Annotated in this window: 23 protein-coding genes; 6 read left to right on the forward strand and 17 right to left on the reverse strand. The window is 53.1% G+C overall.

Features of this window, described 5'->3' with window-relative positions; genetic code table 11:
- Nucleotides 1-29: 29 nt before the first annotated feature.
- A complete protein-coding gene (locus B6S09_RS01935; RefSeq protein WP_094276803.1) occupies nucleotides 30-512 on the reverse strand; it encodes a YajQ family cyclic di-GMP-binding protein in 483 nt (160 codons plus the stop codon).
- A 102-nt stretch (nucleotides 513-614) separates the two neighbouring features.
- Between B6S09_RS01935 and B6S09_RS01940 the strand changes: the two genes are divergently transcribed.
- On the forward strand, nucleotides 615-1,508 hold the full coding sequence (locus tag B6S09_RS01940; protein ID WP_094276804.1) for a ketopantoate reductase family protein: 894 nt from the start codon (nucleotides 615-617) through the stop codon (nucleotides 1,506-1,508).
- A 210-nt stretch (nucleotides 1,509-1,718) separates the two neighbouring features.
- Here B6S09_RS01940 and thiI read toward each other — a convergent pair whose 3' ends face one another.
- The 3 genes from thiI to pomA all read right to left on the reverse strand — a co-directional run bounded on the left by thiI (nucleotide 1,719) and on the right by pomA (nucleotide 4,899).
- Nucleotides 1,719-3,167, reverse strand: coding sequence for a tRNA uracil 4-sulfurtransferase ThiI (gene thiI / locus B6S09_RS01945; RefSeq protein ID WP_094276840.1), 1,449 nt, complete (start codon nucleotides 3,165-3,167; stop codon nucleotides 1,719-1,721).
- 83 nt (nucleotides 3,168-3,250) lie between these two features.
- Nucleotides 3,251-4,144, reverse strand: coding sequence for a flagellar motor protein MotB (locus tag B6S09_RS01950; RefSeq protein WP_094276805.1), 894 nt, complete (start codon nucleotides 4,142-4,144; stop codon nucleotides 3,251-3,253).
- Nucleotides 4,144-4,899: a flagellar motor protein PomA gene (pomA, locus tag B6S09_RS01955; RefSeq protein ID WP_094276806.1), complete on the reverse strand. Its 756-nt coding sequence runs from the start codon at nucleotides 4,897-4,899 to the stop codon at nucleotides 4,144-4,146. Before pomA ends, B6S09_RS01950 begins: the two co-directional genes overlap by 1 nt.
- Nucleotides 4,900-5,109: 210 nt before the next feature.
- Between pomA and xseB the strand changes: the two genes are divergently transcribed.
- From xseB to B6S09_RS01975, 4 genes are read left to right on the forward strand one after another with little or no spacing between them, the layout of a single operon-like run.
- A complete protein-coding gene (gene xseB, locus B6S09_RS01960; protein WP_166670245.1) occupies nucleotides 5,110-5,352 on the forward strand; it encodes an exodeoxyribonuclease VII small subunit in 243 nt (80 codons plus the stop codon).
- The gene (gene ispA / locus B6S09_RS01965; RefSeq protein WP_094276808.1) at nucleotides 5,349-6,236 is read left to right on the forward strand and encodes a (2E,6E)-farnesyl diphosphate synthase; all 888 of its coding nucleotides are present in this window, start codon (nucleotides 5,349-5,351) and stop codon (nucleotides 6,234-6,236) included. Before xseB ends, ispA begins: the two co-directional genes overlap by 4 nt.
- Nucleotides 6,237-6,250: 14 nt before the next feature.
- Entirely contained in the window at nucleotides 6,251-8,116 is a 1,866-nt protein-coding gene (gene dxs / locus B6S09_RS01970; RefSeq protein ID WP_094276809.1) for a 1-deoxy-D-xylulose-5-phosphate synthase, read from the forward strand.
- A gap of 44 nt (nucleotides 8,117-8,160) precedes the next feature.
- On the forward strand, nucleotides 8,161-8,448 hold the full coding sequence (locus B6S09_RS01975) for a cupin domain-containing protein (protein WP_094276810.1): 288 nt from the start codon (nucleotides 8,161-8,163) through the stop codon (nucleotides 8,446-8,448).
- A 71-nt stretch (nucleotides 8,449-8,519) separates the two neighbouring features.
- Here B6S09_RS01975 and B6S09_RS01980 read toward each other — a convergent pair whose 3' ends face one another.
- Together B6S09_RS01980 and soxR are read right to left on the reverse strand one after the other, a co-directional pair.
- The gene (locus tag B6S09_RS01980; protein WP_094276811.1) at nucleotides 8,520-9,122 is read right to left on the reverse strand and encodes a LysE/ArgO family amino acid transporter; all 603 of its coding nucleotides are present in this window, start codon (nucleotides 9,120-9,122) and stop codon (nucleotides 8,520-8,522) included.
- 60 nt (nucleotides 9,123-9,182) lie between these two features.
- Complete coding sequence (gene soxR, locus B6S09_RS01985) at nucleotides 9,183-9,650, reverse strand: redox-sensitive transcriptional activator SoxR (RefSeq protein WP_094276812.1); 468 nt, start codon at nucleotides 9,648-9,650, stop codon at nucleotides 9,183-9,185.
- A gap of 69 nt (nucleotides 9,651-9,719) precedes the next feature.
- On the opposite strand from soxR, the gene B6S09_RS01990 reads away from it, so the two are divergent.
- Nucleotides 9,720-10,961: an MFS transporter gene (locus B6S09_RS01990; protein WP_094276813.1), complete on the forward strand. Its 1,242-nt coding sequence runs from the start codon at nucleotides 9,720-9,722 to the stop codon at nucleotides 10,959-10,961.
- Nucleotides 10,962-11,105: 144 nt separating this feature from the next.
- Here the strand turns inward: B6S09_RS01990 and B6S09_RS01995 are convergent, their stop codons facing one another.
- From B6S09_RS01995 to B6S09_RS02045, 11 genes are all read right to left on the reverse strand, one after another.
- Nucleotides 11,106-11,522: a lysozyme inhibitor LprI family protein gene (locus B6S09_RS01995; RefSeq protein WP_094276814.1), complete on the reverse strand. Its 417-nt coding sequence runs from the start codon at nucleotides 11,520-11,522 to the stop codon at nucleotides 11,106-11,108.
- Nucleotides 11,523-11,549: 27 nt separating this feature from the next.
- On the reverse strand, nucleotides 11,550-11,825 hold the full coding sequence (locus B6S09_RS02000) for a hypothetical protein (protein ID WP_094276815.1): 276 nt from the start codon (nucleotides 11,823-11,825) through the stop codon (nucleotides 11,550-11,552).
- A gap of 133 nt (nucleotides 11,826-11,958) precedes the next feature.
- The gene (locus B6S09_RS02005; protein ID WP_094276816.1) at nucleotides 11,959-12,177 is read right to left on the reverse strand and encodes a DUF6500 family protein; all 219 of its coding nucleotides are present in this window, start codon (nucleotides 12,175-12,177) and stop codon (nucleotides 11,959-11,961) included.
- A 3-nt stretch (nucleotides 12,178-12,180) separates the two neighbouring features.
- On the reverse strand, nucleotides 12,181-12,828 hold the full coding sequence (locus B6S09_RS02010; RefSeq protein ID WP_243832743.1) for a Vat family streptogramin A O-acetyltransferase: 648 nt from the start codon (nucleotides 12,826-12,828) through the stop codon (nucleotides 12,181-12,183).
- Nucleotides 12,829-13,396: 568 nt separating this feature from the next.
- Nucleotides 13,397-13,954 carry a YbhB/YbcL family Raf kinase inhibitor-like protein gene (locus B6S09_RS02015; protein WP_094276842.1) on the reverse strand — a complete coding sequence of 186 codons (558 nt, stop codon included), beginning with the start codon at nucleotides 13,952-13,954 and terminating at the stop codon, nucleotides 13,397-13,399.
- Nucleotides 13,955-14,026: 72 nt separating this feature from the next.
- The gene (locus tag B6S09_RS02020) at nucleotides 14,027-14,842 is read right to left on the reverse strand and encodes a helix-turn-helix transcriptional regulator (RefSeq protein ID WP_094276817.1); all 816 of its coding nucleotides are present in this window, start codon (nucleotides 14,840-14,842) and stop codon (nucleotides 14,027-14,029) included.
- Nucleotides 14,843-14,923: 81 nt separating this feature from the next.
- Nucleotides 14,924-15,529, reverse strand: a complete 606-nt coding sequence (locus tag B6S09_RS02025) for an IS3 family transposase (protein WP_094276818.1) — start codon at nucleotides 15,527-15,529, stop codon at nucleotides 14,924-14,926.
- Nucleotides 15,481-15,822 (reverse strand): transposase, encoded by a 342-nt coding sequence (locus B6S09_RS02030; protein ID WP_094276819.1) that lies wholly within the window; start codon nucleotides 15,820-15,822, stop codon nucleotides 15,481-15,483. The genes B6S09_RS02025 and B6S09_RS02030 overlap by 49 nt, the downstream gene beginning before the upstream one ends.
- Before the next feature lie 72 nt (nucleotides 15,823-15,894).
- On the reverse strand, nucleotides 15,895-16,233 hold the full coding sequence (locus B6S09_RS02035) for a tRNA-binding protein (RefSeq protein WP_094276820.1): 339 nt from the start codon (nucleotides 16,231-16,233) through the stop codon (nucleotides 15,895-15,897).
- A 34-nt stretch (nucleotides 16,234-16,267) separates the two neighbouring features.
- Complete coding sequence (locus B6S09_RS02040) at nucleotides 16,268-16,771, reverse strand: hypothetical protein (protein WP_094276821.1); 504 nt, start codon at nucleotides 16,769-16,771, stop codon at nucleotides 16,268-16,270.
- A gap of 123 nt (nucleotides 16,772-16,894) precedes the next feature.
- The coding region (locus B6S09_RS02045) for an IS3 family transposase (RefSeq protein ID WP_141201983.1) at nucleotides 16,895-17,064 on the reverse strand (170 nt) is incomplete at its 5' end.

Raw genomic sequence — 17,064 nt, forward strand, 5'->3', positions numbered from 1 at the left:
GTCCAGTGCAGGCGGCCGAGGAGCCTGGTTTAATCCCGGAAGTTGTTGAACTGCAGCGGTTGCTCCTGCTCTTCGGCACGCAGAAAGGCAATTACCTGTTGCAGGTCATCCCGCTTTTTACCGGTTACCCGCAGTTGTTCACCCTGAATGGACGCCTGCACCTTGATTTTGCTGTCCTTAATTTTCTTTACCAGTTTTTTGGCCAGTGCAGTATCAATGCCTTGAAGAAAGCTCATTTCCTGCACATGCCGTTTGCCCGAACGAACAATGCTGCCCGCATCCAGCACGCGCACGTCTATGCCCCGCTTGATCAGGGCGCCCCGCAGCATGTCCCGCATTTGCTGCAGCTGCAGCTCTGCATCAGCCGCCAGCTTTACCTTGTTGTCATTCAGTTCAAAACTGGCTTCCACACCACGAAAATCATAGCGGGTGGTCAACTCGCGATTGGCGTTTTCAACGGCGTTTCGTACTTCGTTCATTTCCACTTCGGAAACAATGTCAAAAGAGGGCATGAAAGCTCCTTGAGTTGGTGCCGAAACCACTGGCAACGGCTGCGGTTCACGGCTAACGTATGGGATCAATAACGCAGGATAATATCAAAAATCAGGGAGATAATGATGCGTGAGTGGACCATTCTGGGAGCTGGCGCTTTGGGCTGCACCTTTGCGGCACTGCTGAACGAACAGCAAAGGCCGGTGTCGCTGATATTAAGCGAGCGCCACCGCCGGCACTTTAATCCAGCCTTTGAGTTTATTGCTCTTAATGAACGCCGCCGGCTGGTAAGCCCTCACTACCGCTTTGCCGACCAGGCTGCAGCGACTGAGTGCCTGCTGGTGATGACCAAGGCCTATCAGGTGCTGCCCGCCCTTAAAAGCCTGCACAACCTGCCCCGGCATGTGCCGGTGATCTTGCTGCATAACGGCATGGGCGTTGCCGAACAAGTCGCCAGCCTGCTGCCTCATAATCCTTTACTGGCAGGCGTTACCAGCCATGGCGCACTGCGCGAGGGCCCCTGGCAAATTCGCCATACCGGCAAGGGAGAAACCTGGCTGGGGCCGCTCAATGAACAGGGCAAGGCATTTTCTCACCTGCTTGCTCCACTGAGTGCGGCGCTGGGACATGCCGGGTGGAGTGAGGACATACTCTCACTGCAGCACCGAAAACTCGCCATTAATGCGGTGATCAACCCGCTGACCGCCTGTCATCATATTCGTAACGGCCAGCTGGCCGAGCCCCGCTTTGCCGATGTACTGGCCACACTCGGTGAAGAAGTGCACAGAGTGCTGAGCCGGCTTGGGGAAAGCGACACCCCGGAGCAATACCAGCGGCGGCTGAACAGCGTTATTGAGCTGACCGCCACCAACTATTCTTCCATGCATCAGGATCTGGCCCATGGCCGGCCCACCGAAATTGACTACATCACCGGATATCTGCTGAAGCACGCCGGTGATCTGCCTGTGCCGGTATGCCAGCAATTGTATAACGAAGTAAAAAAGCAGGGCGGGTGAGCGAACCTGACTACCATCCGTCATGTCCGCGCAGGCGGACATCCAGGGTGTGGTGCACTGCCCCTGGCATTAGTGCTGCAAGCCATATGGACTCCCGCCTGCGCGGGAGTGACACACCTTTTCGGGAATGACGTACCTTTTCGAGAATACTGTTCCTCTGCAGGGGCCCTTCCTGAGCAGGAATGGCCTTCCTCCGACGGACACTCAGGATTAAGGCTTATACACCTTCACGTTGTCAAAGCCCTGCTCTTTCAGGTGAATGGCCTGCAGCCGGCTCATCACGCCACGGGCGCAATACAGCAGATAGGTTTTATTCTGGTCCAGTTCACCAAACTGGTGAGCCAGGCGGAAAAACGGCAGGTGAACCACCTGATGACCGTCCACCTCCAGCGGAGACTGCTCTTCCTCTTCCGGCGCACGGATATCGAGGATCACCTCTTGTTCAGTGACCTGTTCGCTCACTTCCACCTCCGGTACCTCCCATACCTTGCCCAGATCACGCACATCTTCCACAAAGGAGGCCTGCACCGCCGTGTTGAGCACATCAAAGTCGAAGTTGGCTTCTTCTTCCTCAACCTTGCTCAGCACCGCCTTGATGGTGGGCTTTTGCGAAATCACGCCGCAATATTCCGGCATTTTCTCTGCATAGGAAGCGGTGCCAATGGCCCGCGCCTGATCGATGATATCCTGCTTATCGGTAGCAATTAACGGCCGCAGGATCAGGGTGTCGGTCACCCGGTCGATCACGTTAAGGTTGGTCACGGTCTGGCTCGAGACCTGTCCCATGGATTCACCGGTAACCAGGGCATTTATGGCCAGGCGTTCGGCCACGGCGGCACCGGCACGCATCATCATGCGCTTGAGCACCACGCCCATGTGGCCTTTGTCGATCTTCTCAAGGATCTCCGCCACCACCCCCTCAAAGGGCACGGAGATAAACTTGACCCGGTGCGAGGCACCGTATTTTTTCCACAAAAAATGCACCACTTCGCGCACGCCGGCCTCGTGCTCGCGGCCACCCAGATTAAAAAAGCAGTAATGAACCCGGCTGCCCCGTTTAATGAACTGGTAAGACGAAACCCCCGAGTCGTAGCCGCCCGACATCAGGCTGAGCACGCTCTCCTGAGTAGCAATGGGGTAACCGCCCATGCCGCCATGCTGCTTGCTCACCAGATAAAGCCGGTCGTCGTCCAGCTCCAGGTTGATCTGCACATCGGGCTGCTTGAGTTTGACCCCGCCAGTCTCACAACGCTGGTTAATGCCACCGCCCACATAGCGCTCTACATCCAGCGAACTGAACTCCTGCTTGCCCCGACGCTTGGCACGCACACAAAACGTTTTGCCCGCCAGCTTGTCGCCGAACATGGCCTGAGTGTGCTCAAGAATATCGTCAAGGGAGCTGACCTTGAACTCCACCACTTCCAGAAATGACTGAATGCCCGGGATGCAGCCAAGAGCCTCAATCAGCAGCTGACGGCTGGCGTCGTCATGATTGTTGCTGCGCACGACCATTTTGTCCCAGTCCACCCGCACCTTGATGGTTTCATCCAGTGGCTTGAGGGTATTACGAATATTGCCCGAGAGGATCTTGCTCATGCGCTGGCGCACCGACTTGCTCTTGATGGTCATTTCAGGATGAAGCTTGATAATAAATTTCATAATTTCGGTACGCTCGGACAACACATAAAAAAGAAAGCCCGGCATTATACACGTGCCGGGCTGATGGTTAAAAGAAAAGCAGATCAGGGCGCGTTGGGCGGCACCGCTTCAACCGGTTCGGTATAAACGGGCTTACCCTGGGAAATGGTGATCTCCACCCGCCGGTTAAGGCGACGATGTTCAGGCGTATCGTTGGTCGCCAGGGGCCTGGTGTCGGCCAGTCCCATCACCACCATGCGACTGTCGTCAAACCCTTCGGTGCGTCTGAGCTGATCCGCCACGGCCAATGCCCGCTGGGTAGACAGCTCCCAGTTGGAACTGAACAACTCATAACCGCTGCCAATATCATCGGAGTGCCCCGATACCAGGATCTCACCGGGTACGTCTTTCACCAGGGTGCCAATCTGCCGGATCACCGGCCAGAACTTGGGCTGCAAAAACGCCGAGCCGGCAGGGAAAGAGGCATTTTCACGAATGCGGATCACCACCTGCTGGCCCAGCGCCTCAATTTCAATCGCATCCTGCTCAATGGCACTGCTCAGCTCCTCGGCCATGGCCTGAGCCAGACTGATGGCTTCGGCACTGGTCTGCTCAGGCTGCTGGCTGCCGCTCATATTGCCGTCTTCCCGGCCCTGACCCGAGGCCCGGTCCGACTCGCCGGGCTGAAAATCGAGCTCAGCCAGGGTAGAGTCGGTCGTGTGCTGCATGATGGTATTAATAGGGGTAGGCTCTGGTTGCCCGGGCCGAAACTCGAGCGCAATGACCGAAGTGCCCTTGGGTATGTCCGACACTTCAATCTGGTTCTGAACCCCGAAGGCGTATTTCATACTGCCGGCAATCTGCTTGAACTTAAGCACGTCCATTTCGGCAAACGCCAGCAACAGCACAAAAAAGCTCATTAAGATGGTGGCCAGATCCGCAAAGGTGGCCATCCAGGCAGGAGCCCCCGCCGGTTGTGGCTTGTTCTTTTTGGCCACTACTCCTCCTTGGTGCGCTTGTTCTCTGCCAGATAATTCTCAAGCAGCCCCTGCAGCACGCGAGGGTTCTGGCCATCCTGAATACCCAGCACCGCATCCATAATCAGGGTCCGGTTTAGCCGTTCCTCTTCCGAACGTAAGTCCAGTTTGTCGGCAATGGGCAATGCGATCATGTTGGCCAGCATGGCACCATAAAGGGTGGTCAGCAGGGCAATGGCCATGGCCGGACCAATGGCCTTGGGGTCATCCATATTGGCCAGCATGGCCACCAGGCCAATCAAGGTCCCGATCATGCCCATGGCCGGTGCCACATCTCCCAGGGCGCGAAAAATTTTGGCACCCTGCTCCTGACGCTCGGAGTTAAGGTCAATATCTTTTTCCAGGGCGGCCTTTACCACCGCCTGATCGTGACCATCCACCAGCATATTGACGGCTTTTTGCAGAAAGGGGTTGGTAATCTCGGCTTCTTCCAGCGCCAGAAAGCCCCCCTTGCGGGCCGCATCGGCCAGCTGAACCACGCGCTCGATCAGATCTTCAGGCTTCTCCAGCTTGAACATAAACGCCTTGCCGGCCACCTTGGCGGCACCGAGAAACTGACCCAGATTAAACTTCATCATGACGACAAACAGCGAGCCCACAAACACAATGAAGATGGACGGCACATCCACGTACATGGTGATGCTGCCTCCCAAAACCATTGCCATGGCGATAAAGGCCAGTCCGCCAATCAGTCCAATGAGTGTTGCCAAATCCAAAATGGGAGTCCTCTTGTATTAGTGCAGGCAAAAACGACTCAATCTTACCCCGTTGCGGTGATGATTGTCGCCGGTGTTGTTATCGGCACCAGGCAAAAATATTTAACGACAAAGCACTTCCATTACTGAAAGTTGCTAATCCTTCGCCAAAATCTGAACAGCGGTGTTACTATTGGCCCAATTTTGCAAGTGATTGAACAGGGGATGCCCGTGGCTGCCAAAAAACCGGAAAACATGGACTTTGAAAGCGCTCTCGCCGAACTGGAAGGCCTGGTGGATCAGCTGGAGCAGGGCGAGCTGAGCCTGGAGCAGGCGCTTAAATCATTTGAACGGGGCGTACAGCTGGTGCGTGCCGGCCAGCAGCGGCTGAACCAGGCCGAACAGCAGGTAAAAATTCTGATGAAAGACGGCGATACCCTGGCCGATTTCACCCCGGCGGAGAACGAAGCGTGATCAGCCAGTGGCAACAACAATATGGTGAGCGCATTGACGCCGCCCTGCAGCAGGCACTGGCACGGCTTGCTCCCCTTTCCCCCGGTCTGCGCGATGCCATGGAATACGGCCTTACCCAGGGGGGTAAACGGGTACGCCCCATGCTGGTATACGTCACCGCCGGCCTGACCGGCAATGCTGACTCTGCCGCCACCGATGCCGCTGCCGCTGCCATTGAATGCATTCATGCCTATTCGCTGATCCACGACGATCTGCCGGCCATGGACGATGATGATCTTCGCCGGGGACGGCCGACCGTACACAAGGCCTTTGACGAAGCCACCGCCATTCTGGCCGGAGATGCTCTGCAAACCCTGGCGTTTGAACTGCTGAGCGACGCTGCCGGCAGCCTGCCCGCCGAACGTAAACTGCAACTGGTGCGGGAACTGGCATTTGCCAGCGGCTATGGCGGCATGTGCGGTGGCCAGGCGCTGGATATTTATCATGAAGGCCGGCAGGTAGAAGCCGCCACGCTGGAAACCATTCACCGGCACAAAACCGGTGCACTGATCCGTGCCGCCGTGCGCATGGGCGCACTGTGCTCTCCCACCATCCAGACCACAGAACTGGCTGCGCTCAGCCGTTATGCCGAGGCCATTGGCCTGGCGTTTCAGGTGCAGGACGATATTCTCGACATTACCGCCAGCACTGAGACCCTGGGCAAAACCCAGGGCAAGGATCTGGAGCAACAAAAAAGCACCTACCCTGCCCTGCTGGGCCTGCACGGTGCCCGGGAACTGGCCGACCGCCTGCATCAAGACGCCCTCGCCGCCCTGAGCGGCCTTTCTTACAATACCGACACTCTGGAAGCGTTCGCCCACTATATCGTGCAGCGCGAATACTAAATAACGATAAGCCTATGAGTCTGAATATTGCCGATTACCCCACTCTTGCCCTGGCAAACCTGCCGGAAGAGCTGCGTAGCCTGCCTCAGGAGCGCCTGCCGGCGCTCTGTGAGGAGCTGAGATCCTACTTGCTGCACTCGGTGAGCCGCAGCAGCGGCCACCTGGCCTCGGGCCTGGGCGTGGTGGAGCTGACAGTGGCGCTGCACTATGTGTTTAACACCCCGTTCGATCGTCTGATATGGGATGTGGGCCATCAGGCCTATCCCCACAAGATACTCACCGGCCGGCGTGACCGCATGTCCAGCATCCGCCAGCTTGACGGTCTGCATCCTTTTCCCTGGCGCGAAGAAAGCGAATACGACACCCTGTCGGTCGGGCACTCCAGCACCAGTATCGGTGCCGCGCTGGGTATGGCCATTGCAGCCGACCAGGAGCAAAAAAACCGCAAGGTAGTGGCCGTGATCGGCGATGGTGCCATCACTGCGGGCATGGCCTTTGAAGCCCTTAACCATGCCGGCGACCTGCATAAGGATATGCTGGTGGTGCTGAACGACAACGAAATGTCCATTTCCGAGAATGTGGGAGCGCTGAACAACCACCTGGCCCGCATTATGTCCGGTTCGCTTTACAGCACCCTGCGGGAAGGGGGCAAAAAGGCGCTGGAAATACTGCCGCCGCTGAAAGAGCTGGCCAAGCGTACCGAAGAGCACCTGAAAGGCATGGTGGTACCCGGCACCCTGTTTGAAGAGTTCGGCTTTAATTACGTTGGCCCCATCGACGGCCACGACATCAGCGCCCTTACCGATACCCTGCGCAACATGCGCAAGCTAAAGGGCCCGCAACTGCTGCATGTAATGACCCGCAAGGGTAAAGGCTACCTGCCCGCAGAGCAGGATCCCATTGGCTACCACGCTGTTCCCCGGTTTGATTCGGCGACCACCAGCCTGCCCAAAAGCCCGCCATCCAGTCCCAACTTTTCTGCCATTTTCGGTAACTGGCTGTGCGACATGGCCAAACAGTGCAACAAGCTGATGGCCATTACGCCGGCCATGCGGGAAGGTTCCGGTCTGGTGCGCTTTTCCCGCGAGTTTCCCCAGCGCTACTTTGATGTGGCCATTGCCGAGCAGCATGCCGTTACCCTGGCCGCAGGCATGGCCATTGAAGGCAAAAAGCCGGTTGTGGCCATTTACTCCACCTTTTTGCAGCGGGCCTATGATCAGCTGATCCACGATGTGGCCCTGCAGAATCTGGATGTACTGTTTGCCATCGATCGCGCCGGCATTGTCGGTGCCGATGGCCCCACGCACCAGGGTGCCTATGACTTAAGCTATATGCGCACCGTGCCCAACATGGTGATCATGACACCGGCGGATGAAAACGAGTGCCGGCAAATGCTCTACACCGGCTATATGCATACCGGCCCCGCTGCCGTGCGTTACCCTCGCGGCAGCGGCCGGGGTACCGAAATTAACGACACCATGACGGCGCTGGAAATCGGCAAAGGCCGGCAACTGCGCCAGGGCAGTAAGATAGCCCTGCTGAACTTCGGTACCCTGCTACCGGCAGCGGAAGCCGCCGCCGAAGCACTGGGTGCCACTCTGGTCGATATGCGTTTTGTAAAACCGCTGGACGAAACCCTGCTGCTGGAACTGGTGGCCAGCCATGACCTGCTGGTGACGGTGGAAGAAAACGCCATCATGGGCGGAGCCGGCTCGGCGGTGCTTGAGTGCCTGATGCGCCATAAAAAACCGGTGCCGGTGCTGAACCTCGGCCTGCCCGATTACTTTGTAGAGCAAGGAAGCCAGCAGCAGATCTGGGCCAGACTGGGCCTGGACGCTGACGGCATTATCAAGGCCGTGCAGGACTATCAGCAGCGCTGACAAGCGCTGCTCCTGCTGGCCCGTTAATACGAAAGGAAGAGCCAATGTCTGAACGTCCGGTTTTGCAGATTACCCAGCAAATTGATAACGAGCGCACCTGTGTGAACCACCTGCTGTTCCCTGCCGGTGGTGAAAGTCAGTGGCACCGCCATGAGCGTGATTATGTGATTGTGCCGATGCAGAATTGTGTACTGCATATCGATACCGGCGAAGGCCCCAGGGCCGTTGAGATGCGTGCCGGTGAATGCTATTACCGCCCGGTGGGAGTAGAGCACAATGTGCTGAACAACAGCGATGAAGACATTGTGCTGATTGAAGTGGAAATGAAGTAAGCCCGGGCTGGCAGCAGGCTGCCCAAGCCGCTTTGCACTATTCAGGCCCCGTTTTACCGGGGCCTTTATTTTTATGCGCCCACGACCAGTGTTACGGCAATGGTCGTCATCATGAGCCCCACCACAAACTCCAGCACCTTCCAGGCCTGAGGCCGCTGAAAGACCGGTGCCAGCACTCTGGCTCCGTAGCCCAGACTGAAAAAGAACACGAATGAAGCACAGACAGCCCCGGCAGCAAACAGCCCCTGATCCGGATGATATTGCGTGGAGATCGAGCCCAGCAGCACCACCGTATCCAGATATACATGAGGGTTAAGCCAGGTAAATGCCAGACAAATGGCCACGGTTTTCAGCACAGACTGCTGAGAATCACCCGCTGCAGTCATGGCATGGCTGGCACTGAACGCCGATTTAAAACTCAAAAAAGCATACACCGCCAGAAAAGCCGCTCCCCCGTAACGGGCCAGCGTCTCAATCACCGGAAACTGCGTTACGATGGCCCCGAACCCCGCCACACCAAAAGAGATAAGCAGCGCATCGGACAGGGCACAGACCGCACAGACCACAAACACATGATGACGCTTAATGCCCTGTTTCAGCACAAAGGCATTTTGCGAGCCAATGGCCAGGATCAGTGAAAAACTGAGGGCAAAACCGGAAAGAAAAGTAGACATGATGTTGGCGGCATTCTCTTTATTTTTAACGTGTTACTTTATGTTACAAGGAAGCACCACTTAAATGCCAGCCATACCGGTGCCGCCGTGCCCGGAGGCTTTGCCGTCCGCCAGACAGTCGCCCGGGTTGCGTAACGGACAGTCAGACAACGACAAACAACCGCAGCCAATACAGCTGTCCAGTTGCTGTTGCAGTAAATGAAGATCGGCAATTTTCTGTTGCAGCAACGCCTGCCACTGGCGCGACATGGCACGCCACTGAAGCGCCGTTGGCGCGCCGTCCTCTGGTAATACCGCCAGTGCCTGCCGGATTTCACGGAGTGGAATGCCAGTGCGCTGGGCCACCTTGATCACCGCAATACGGCGCAGTACATGCCGGCTGTAACGACGGTGATTGGCCTTGTTACGCCCGCTGCGGATCAGCCCCTCGGCCTCATAAAAATGCACGGTCGATACCGGAATATCGCAACGCCGGGCAACTTCTCCGACACTCAACGCCGTTTTACCGGCAGCAACGGGTGCAGGCATATGGCCTTGACCTCAAGTTAAGTTGAGGTTTTATGATAGCCGCCGGTTTTATCATTGAGAAGCATATTTATGTCACAGCACATTCCCCCTCATACTCCGGAAAACACGCCGTCATCGTTCAGTCTTGTCATTATCTGCTTGCTGATCGGTGTTAATCTTCGCCCCGCACTGGCGGCCATTGGCCCGGTGGTCACCCAGTTGCAGCAGGATACCGGGCTGAGTTTCAGTGGCGTTGCCTGGCTGACGCTGTTGCCGGTGCTGGCCATGGGGATCGGCTGCTTTATTACCCTGTGGCTGCGGCGCTATATCAGCCTGCCGCGTCTGATCCACGGTGCCTTGGTGTTATTACTGCTGGCGAACCTGCTGCGCCTGATGGATGCCGGCAGCCTGAATGCTGCGGCACTGCTGTTCACGGCACTGCTGTCTGGCTCGGGCATTGCGGTTATTCAGACCACCCTGCCTATTGTGATCAAGTCTGCTACCCACGACAGTGCGAGGGTAATGGGCTTTTACGTCAGTGCCATTATGGCCGGTGCCGCACTGGCTGCCGGCCTGACCCCCTACCTGGCACAGTGGCTGGCAGGATGGCGCTCCGCGCTGGCCTTCTGGGCGCTGCCGGCCATGATTGCCGCTGTTGCCTGGGCACGCTGGTCGTCCCGGCACACAATGTCATTCTCTTCACCGCTGGCAACACAGACGTCGGTTCAGCGCCTGCACCGGAGCCGGCTGCTCTCATTGATTGCCACCTTCAGCATGGCTGCTGCCGGTTACGTCTGCGTGCTGGCCTGGCTGCCCCCTTTTCTGATGGACCTTGGTTACAGCAGCACTCAATCCGGATTATTGCTGGGCTATCTGACGGCCGTGGAAGTGATTGCCGGGCTGCTGTTTCCGGCCTGGGCGGCGGGCAGTAAGGATCGCAGACGGGTATTGTTCAGCGTGCTGCTGCTGTCTGTATTCGGGTTTATCTGGCTGGCCGCTTTTCCGCAGGCGACTTCCGTCCTGCTGCCACTGACCTTGCTGGGACTGGGCATTGGCGGCCAGTTTCCCATGGTCATGATCGTCACCATGGACCATCACCCGGATGCCCGGCAGGCGGGCTCATTAATTGGCAAGGTACAGGGATATGGCTACAGCCTGGCGGCGGTGACACCATTAATGATGGGAAATGTGCGCGATCAGCTCGGCAGCTTCAGCGCGGCCTGGCTGGCACTGGCGGTGATGTATGGCGTGGCACTGCTGCTGTGCAGCCGATATAACCCGGGCCGCTACCTGCAACTGCTGACGCCCGCAGAACCTCCACGCCCCGTGTGAACCGGAAACAGAGCTGCCATATGCAAATGGCAGCTCTGAACAATGTGGCTGCCGGTGTGCAGCCATACCATGCCCAATCCGGGCCATTGCACCATAAAACGGTGAGCCAGTACTCAGCACCGGATGATAGATGTAGAGAATGCGTTACTCTGTCACCGGCTCCGGCAACACCGGTGGCGTGCTGTCCATATAGGTTAAAAAGTTGGACCAGATTTCATGGGTCCTTTGCCTGGTCAGCTTCGTTTCACATAAGATAGACTTCACCACACGAATGGTGCCTTCCCGCCATTGCGTATAAACAGAATCACAATGCGATGACATATAGCTTTCCCAGTTTTTCTGGGCGACTTTTACCGTGGCGATTAGCTCAGGATCATATGACTTATTTTTAACACTGGCTGCCAGGTACCTGTTCATCTCGGACTGTGCCATGCCCAGCTCAATGGCTGCACATTGGTTTATTTCAAGTGTACTGACTGCCTTATCACAATCAACCGCATCCTCTTCGGCTGCAGCTGAAAAAGAAAAAACCGCAATTGCGATTAAGAGATACCTTATCACCACTCCTCCTGATATCAGTTCACTTTGCTATGACAGAGCTTTATGAGCCAGCTTTTCCTTGTGCTTTTTATATTGCCGGGTTTTGATCAGCCAGTCCCAACCTGCAATAAACACCGCCCCCAGCATGGTCATTAAATAAACCCGCCAGGATGTGAAAGGTGACAAATCCAGATAGAAGCCATGCTGTACAAAGGCACCACCAAAAATAAGAGGTACACAAAATGCCAACCCATAGCTCAGAACGTGCCTGAAAAAACCTTTCTTCTGGGTTTTAAGCCATTTAACCTGCTCTTTTTTATTCATTAACTCCCTTCACTTTCATAATAAAAAGTAATTTCAAGTGTCTTGCACGCCAGTACTTCTACCCCTGCCTTAGTTTGACTGAGGTATCTGTTAAAATGAGCGAGAGTCACGCACCTGCATTTTCACATGTCGTTCACAGTCCTTTTTGAACCATTTCCTTTACCTTCCTGGCCTTAACAAAATGATCCAGCTCATGTGTTTTTATCCACCATGTCGCGGCCTCCATAAGCTCATCAGGGTTGTCATTTTTGTTCTTAAAGAATGCGTAAAACGACAAGCCAACATCTTCACCTTTGGCCGCTATTTTCCTATCACAGACTTCAATTATTCGAGCTCTTAATTCTTTTCTCATAGTCTAATCATTTTCTATTAATTTAACTTTTCTAAGTGCAGCAAGGTCACAACCAACGATTGCTTCTAGATGTTCTGTAATCTTCTCTGCACTCCAATCCCACCAGGCTATCTCTAACAGCTCATTAATGGTATTGCCATCAAACCGGTATTTAATGATTTTGGCAGGATTGCCACCAACAACACTGTATGCCGGAACATCTGCCGTCACGACAGACTTACTCGCGATGATGGATCCATGACCAACCTTGACTCCCGGCATAATTGTCGCTTCATAGCCAATCCAAACATCATTCCCAATTTCTGTGTCGCCTTTATAGGGTAGTTCTCCTTCTTTGGGCATGACCTTCTCCCAGCCATGACCAAATATTTGAAACGGGTATGTAGAAAAGCCAGAAATTTTATGGTTAGCACCATTCATGATGAACTTTACGTCTTTAGCGATGGCGCAAAACCTGCCTATTAGGAGCTTATCGCCTATAAATGGAAAGTGATAAAGCACGTTGCTCTCAAATCGTGCCGGACCTTCAGGGTCATCGTTGTAGGTATAATCACCAACAATGATATTTTCCGAAGAAATGTAGTTCTTCAAATATCCCACTTGGGGAAACCCCTTCACAGGCTCTTTATCTTCAGGACTCGGACCGTTCAAAATACCTCCAGTGTATCTGAGACTTTTAACGCTTGAGCCTAGCGCCCCCCTCATAATTCTCTTATGAATCATAGAGATAGACGCGCACCCTGCCGTTTGTTCTAATGAATTTCGCCAAAAACACATTAGTTCTCAACGCCCCTATGAGGAGAGTACAGGATGCGCGATGTTCATATCCTACAAGAATTACTGGCACAACAGTGCCCGGAAATACATAAAAAGCGGCTTAATCGTCTGCTGGGGAATACGCACTTTCATCGCGAACGGTTAGCCTGTGGTGGTTCGGTTTGGCTGCTCAGCAGGCGAGTTGGCAGCGCCACTTTCAAGCCAACACCATTCGACACAGGGCCGTGCTGTCATCGGTCCGGCTCGGTAAGAGATCCGAAAGCGGCCAGACTATCGCGTTACAGAACAGATGCTGCAGTGGGCTAGGTTGGAATTGACTCGCCTGGCTCATACGATGGGAATGACCGAATTATAAGGGGGTCCTCCAGCGCCCCGCTAAACGGCGAGCGTAAACGAATCCGGTGTAGGCTGCGTTTTTGTTGCAGCATCTTTTGTTAGGCCATCAACGTTTATACAACGCCTCAATGGAAGCTGACCCCAAAGAGTGCGCATTAATCATATACCCAGTTAAGGCACCTGAAGCGTTTTCAGGTAGATCTAGTATTTTGGATAAAGCATGCACAGTAAATTGATATCTATGTACGCCATGTCCTTCAGGAGGGCAAGCACCGCTAAAACCTGGAAAACCATAGTCGTTGTTAATTTGACGACTTCCTTTGGGGGCTAGTTTATTGCTCTGATCACCTGAACCTGCAGGTAGGCTTGTCACATTTGACGGAATATTGACAATTTGCCAATGCCACCAGCCACTTCCCGTTGGAGCGTCAGGATCATAAACGGTAATTGCAAAAGCCACTGTGTCTTTTGGCACGTTGCTCCATGAAAGCTGCGGAGATTTATTACCTCCACTACATCCGAACCCCTCGAATTCCTGCGGTTTGTCCATGAACTCGCCATGCGCTATTTGTGTACTGTTTAGCGAGAAATCATCTGCCATCGAAGCCGTTGATAGAAACAATGAGGAGAATAAGATCGCCAATTTATTATTCGACTTTTTCATTTGAACCTCCGATTGATAAGAGTGCTTATCATACGTTCCATCAGAAATTCGAACTACCCCCAAAACAATCATTCATTCGCCCGATCCGTTTATCCTCGTTTTTCTTAACTCGGTAGGTGTAGTATTAAAAAGCTGCTTAAACTTATCCGTAAAACGAGACTGGGATGAGTACCCGCATAGTTCTGCAATGCGACCAATTGGGTTAGCACTTGTTTGAACCAGGTGTAAACCATACCCTAGCTTTGCTCTATCCTTAATGTCCTGAAACTTATCACCCTCTGCATTTAACTTTCTACGCAAAGTCGACTCGCTCATTGCGAGCATTGACGAAATGGCCCCAGCATCTAGATCGTTCGCTAGATCTGAAGTGATAATGGTGAAGATTTTGTGACTTAAAGTAGGAGGTCTCATTATGGACCTTACCTGTTCAAAGCCCAATGCGTCCATTACTTGTAGAATCTCCTTACGACGGACATGCCACAATTGAGGAGGCGCAAATTCCGACCATTCTACAAACTGCTTCAAAGTATATTCGAGTGTTGGTTCTATTGTTCCTTGAAAATACGTATTCGTCTCAAAGTTTCTGTATTCAAGACATTCAAAATCAGAATATTCAAATTCGATGAGTAAAGCAAAATACTCCGAATCGCTCGGAATATTTCTCATGGCAATAGTTGGTTTGTTTGACAGAAAAACAAAGCTACCCGATGGGCATAGTAATTCGCCTTCGGAACCCAGCCTTTTAATTCCAGACAAAACCACTATTAGCAATGGTTTAATCACCGGAACATTCAACATGTGCTGCTCTTCAATAGAACGATAAACAGAAAACGGTAAAGTTTTGTTCGTATTTAGGGCTTTATTTGCTAAATCAATCAAAATTTGCATAGTTTGAAAATGAAGGCCTAACGCCTCAATCAGCCGACGCTTTAGTGGTGGTGTTCACCCGATAAAACGGACACGTTGTTGTTAAGCGGCTTTTTCGTACTGTATCGGAGATACATAGTCGAGACTACTGTGCAGCCGCACCCTGTTATAAAAATACCGGATGTAATAATCCACCTGCTTTCTCAACGATTCGAGTGACCACAGATCGACGATCACCGCCAGAAAGACGTGCCGGCGGCCCAGGCGGATGTAAGTGACATCACTTGACCATTGCTGATTCGGCCCCGTTGGCTTGCTTTCCTCAAGCCGGTAATTGGGGAGTACCTTTAGCTCTGCCCGGCGCTTATGCATGCGGCGATAAACACACTCCACCCTGGCCTTGAGTCCGGCTTCCCGCATCAATCTTGCTACCCGTTTAACCCCAACACGAATGCCTTCCTGACGAAGGGCTCTGTGAACTTTGGGGCTGCCATAACGTGACTTTGAAGCCGCGTGAATACGATGGATATCAAGCAATAGTACGTCATCCTGTTGTCGCCGCTGGCTTGGCTGCCGCTTGAGCCAATCGTAGTAACCGCTGCGCGACACCTGAAGCCTGGCACAAAGCTGCCTGACCGGCAGTGATGCCTGATGATGCTTTATGAATCGGTACTTTTGCGCCGTTCCTCCGCTTGGAAACGTTGCCACTTTTTTAGGATATCGTTCTCCATCTCAAGCTCGGCGACCCGCCGTTTCAGACGCTTCAGCTCATCCTGCTCTTGCAGCTTGCCTTCGGGCGCCGGGGTCTTACGGTGTTTTGTCATGCCGAATTTTCCTTCTCGATACTCTTTGCGCCAACGAGACAACATGAAGGGATGGATGTCCAGTGCTTCGGCCACTTCCTTCACACTCCGGTGCTCTTCATAGCTCCAGAGGACAGCTTTTATCTTGAAGTCGTTGCTGTACTGCTGGGTTCGCTTTCCCGTTTTGTAAGCTGGCATGGCTCACCTCTCTGCGTTATCGAGGTGTGTCCGTTAAAGCGGGTGAGATCCAAATCCGACAACATTTCCTTGTTATGCCAGCCGTGTTCCATTGGGTAGCTCCATATCAACTGTTGATAGAACTACAGAACCATCTGGACGATGCAGACCCGTGACTAAACACTCAGACATAATGGGGCCAATTTGTTTTGGTGGGAAATTTACTACTGCTAGCACCTGCTTGCCAAGAAGTTCTTCTTTTGCATATAGAGCAGTGATCTGAGCACTAGACTTTTTAATACCGATCTCTTGCCCGAAATCCACCTTTAATTTGTAAGCAGGCCGACGAGCCTCTGGGAAGTCTTCGACATAAACAATGGTTCCAACGCGGATATCTACTTTTTGAAAGTCACCCCAATCAATATGTTCCATAATTTACCTTGAGTATTTTTTGTGCATAACGCTTTTAGCAAAGGCGCGCGGCTTTTTGCGCGTCCTGCTGGCTAAACTTGTTAAATGCCAACTGCACTGCTGACATTGTTGATTCGTCGTACTCCCACAGCTCGACACCTTCTGGAATCAAATGGCTATAAGTACGAATATAGTATCCCGCTAATGTTTCTTTACGCTTATCACTATAATCACGAAGTACAAACATTATTTTTCGATAACTCGTAGGGGTGGCTAAAAAATAGTACATAGCCTCATTCCAAACGGTTAGCTTAGCACTTGGTACATTGTCATTTGGCGCAGTCCATTTGTGCGACTTACACTCAACTAGTACTTTTTCTTTTAGGCAGCCCAAATCAAATGCGTGGTCTTTCTTGATTTCACCGATACCAACAGGGATTTTTATATTAAGCTCAAGAGCAAGCCCCTCGCTGGCAAAGAACTTTTGTGCGGCCAATTCAAAATCTCTACCTACATGAGCATTTGACGTTGCGCCTATTCTTTGGTGCGGCTTATCCATGACTCTCCTTGGCATTTAACGCCCCATTCAGAGGTAAATAATTGTTGGCTAAAATCGCGACGCAGGAGCAAAGCCAACTGTTATTTGTTGATCTTCCCCCGATAAATCGGACACACTCTTCAACTACGCCACCAGGGCTTCATATTCAACTGGGCTCATATAATTCAGACTTGAGTGCAGTCGAAATCGATTATAAAAATGCTGGATGTATCCGGCCAGTTTATCCCGCAGATGCATCTCACCATAAAAGCGGTTTTCTTTAATTAATTCACCCTTCAGGGTATGGAAGAATG

This window comes from Oceanimonas baumannii (assembly GCF_002245495.1).
Classification (GTDB): domain Bacteria; phylum Pseudomonadota; class Gammaproteobacteria; order Enterobacterales; family Aeromonadaceae; genus Oceanimonas; species Oceanimonas baumannii.

Coding starts and splice junctions, on each gene's coding strand:
- B6S09_RS01990 (WP_094276813.1), top strand. CDS start 9,720: ATGTCACAGCACATTCCCCCTCATACTCCGGAAAACACGCCGTCATCG.
- B6S09_RS02035 (WP_094276820.1), bottom strand. CDS start 16,233: ATGGAACATATTGATTGGGGTGACTTTCAAAAAGTAGATATCCGCGTT.
- B6S09_RS02015 (WP_094276842.1), bottom strand. CDS start 13,954: ATGAAAAAGTCGAATAATAAATTGGCGATCTTATTCTCCTCATTGTTT.
- dxs (WP_094276809.1), top strand. CDS start 6,251: ATGAGTCTGAATATTGCCGATTACCCCACTCTTGCCCTGGCAAACCTG.
- B6S09_RS02020 (WP_094276817.1), bottom strand. CDS start 14,842: ATGCAAATTTTGATTGATTTAGCAAATAAAGCCCTAAATACGAACAAA.
- B6S09_RS02005 (WP_094276816.1), bottom strand. CDS start 12,177: ATGAGAAAAGAATTAAGAGCTCGAATAATTGAAGTCTGTGATAGGAAA.
- B6S09_RS01980 (WP_094276811.1), bottom strand. CDS start 9,122: ATGTCTACTTTTCTTTCCGGTTTTGCCCTCAGTTTTTCACTGATCCTG.
- soxR (WP_094276812.1), bottom strand. CDS start 9,650: ATGCCTGCACCCGTTGCTGCCGGTAAAACGGCGTTGAGTGTCGGAGAA.
- B6S09_RS01935 (WP_094276803.1), bottom strand. CDS start 512: ATGCCCTCTTTTGACATTGTTTCCGAAGTGGAAATGAACGAAGTACGA.
- B6S09_RS02030 (WP_094276819.1), bottom strand. CDS start 15,822: ATGCCAGCTTACAAAACGGGAAAGCGAACCCAGCAGTACAGCAACGAC.
- B6S09_RS01940 (WP_094276804.1), top strand. CDS start 615: ATGATGCGTGAGTGGACCATTCTGGGAGCTGGCGCTTTGGGCTGCACC.
- B6S09_RS02000 (WP_094276815.1), bottom strand. CDS start 11,825: ATGAATAAAAAAGAGCAGGTTAAATGGCTTAAAACCCAGAAGAAAGGT.
- B6S09_RS01975 (WP_094276810.1), top strand. CDS start 8,161: ATGTCTGAACGTCCGGTTTTGCAGATTACCCAGCAAATTGATAACGAG.
- B6S09_RS02040 (WP_094276821.1), bottom strand. CDS start 16,771: ATGGATAAGCCGCACCAAAGAATAGGCGCAACGTCAAATGCTCATGTA.
- thiI (WP_094276840.1), bottom strand. CDS start 3,167: ATGAAATTTATTATCAAGCTTCATCCTGAAATGACCATCAAGAGCAAG.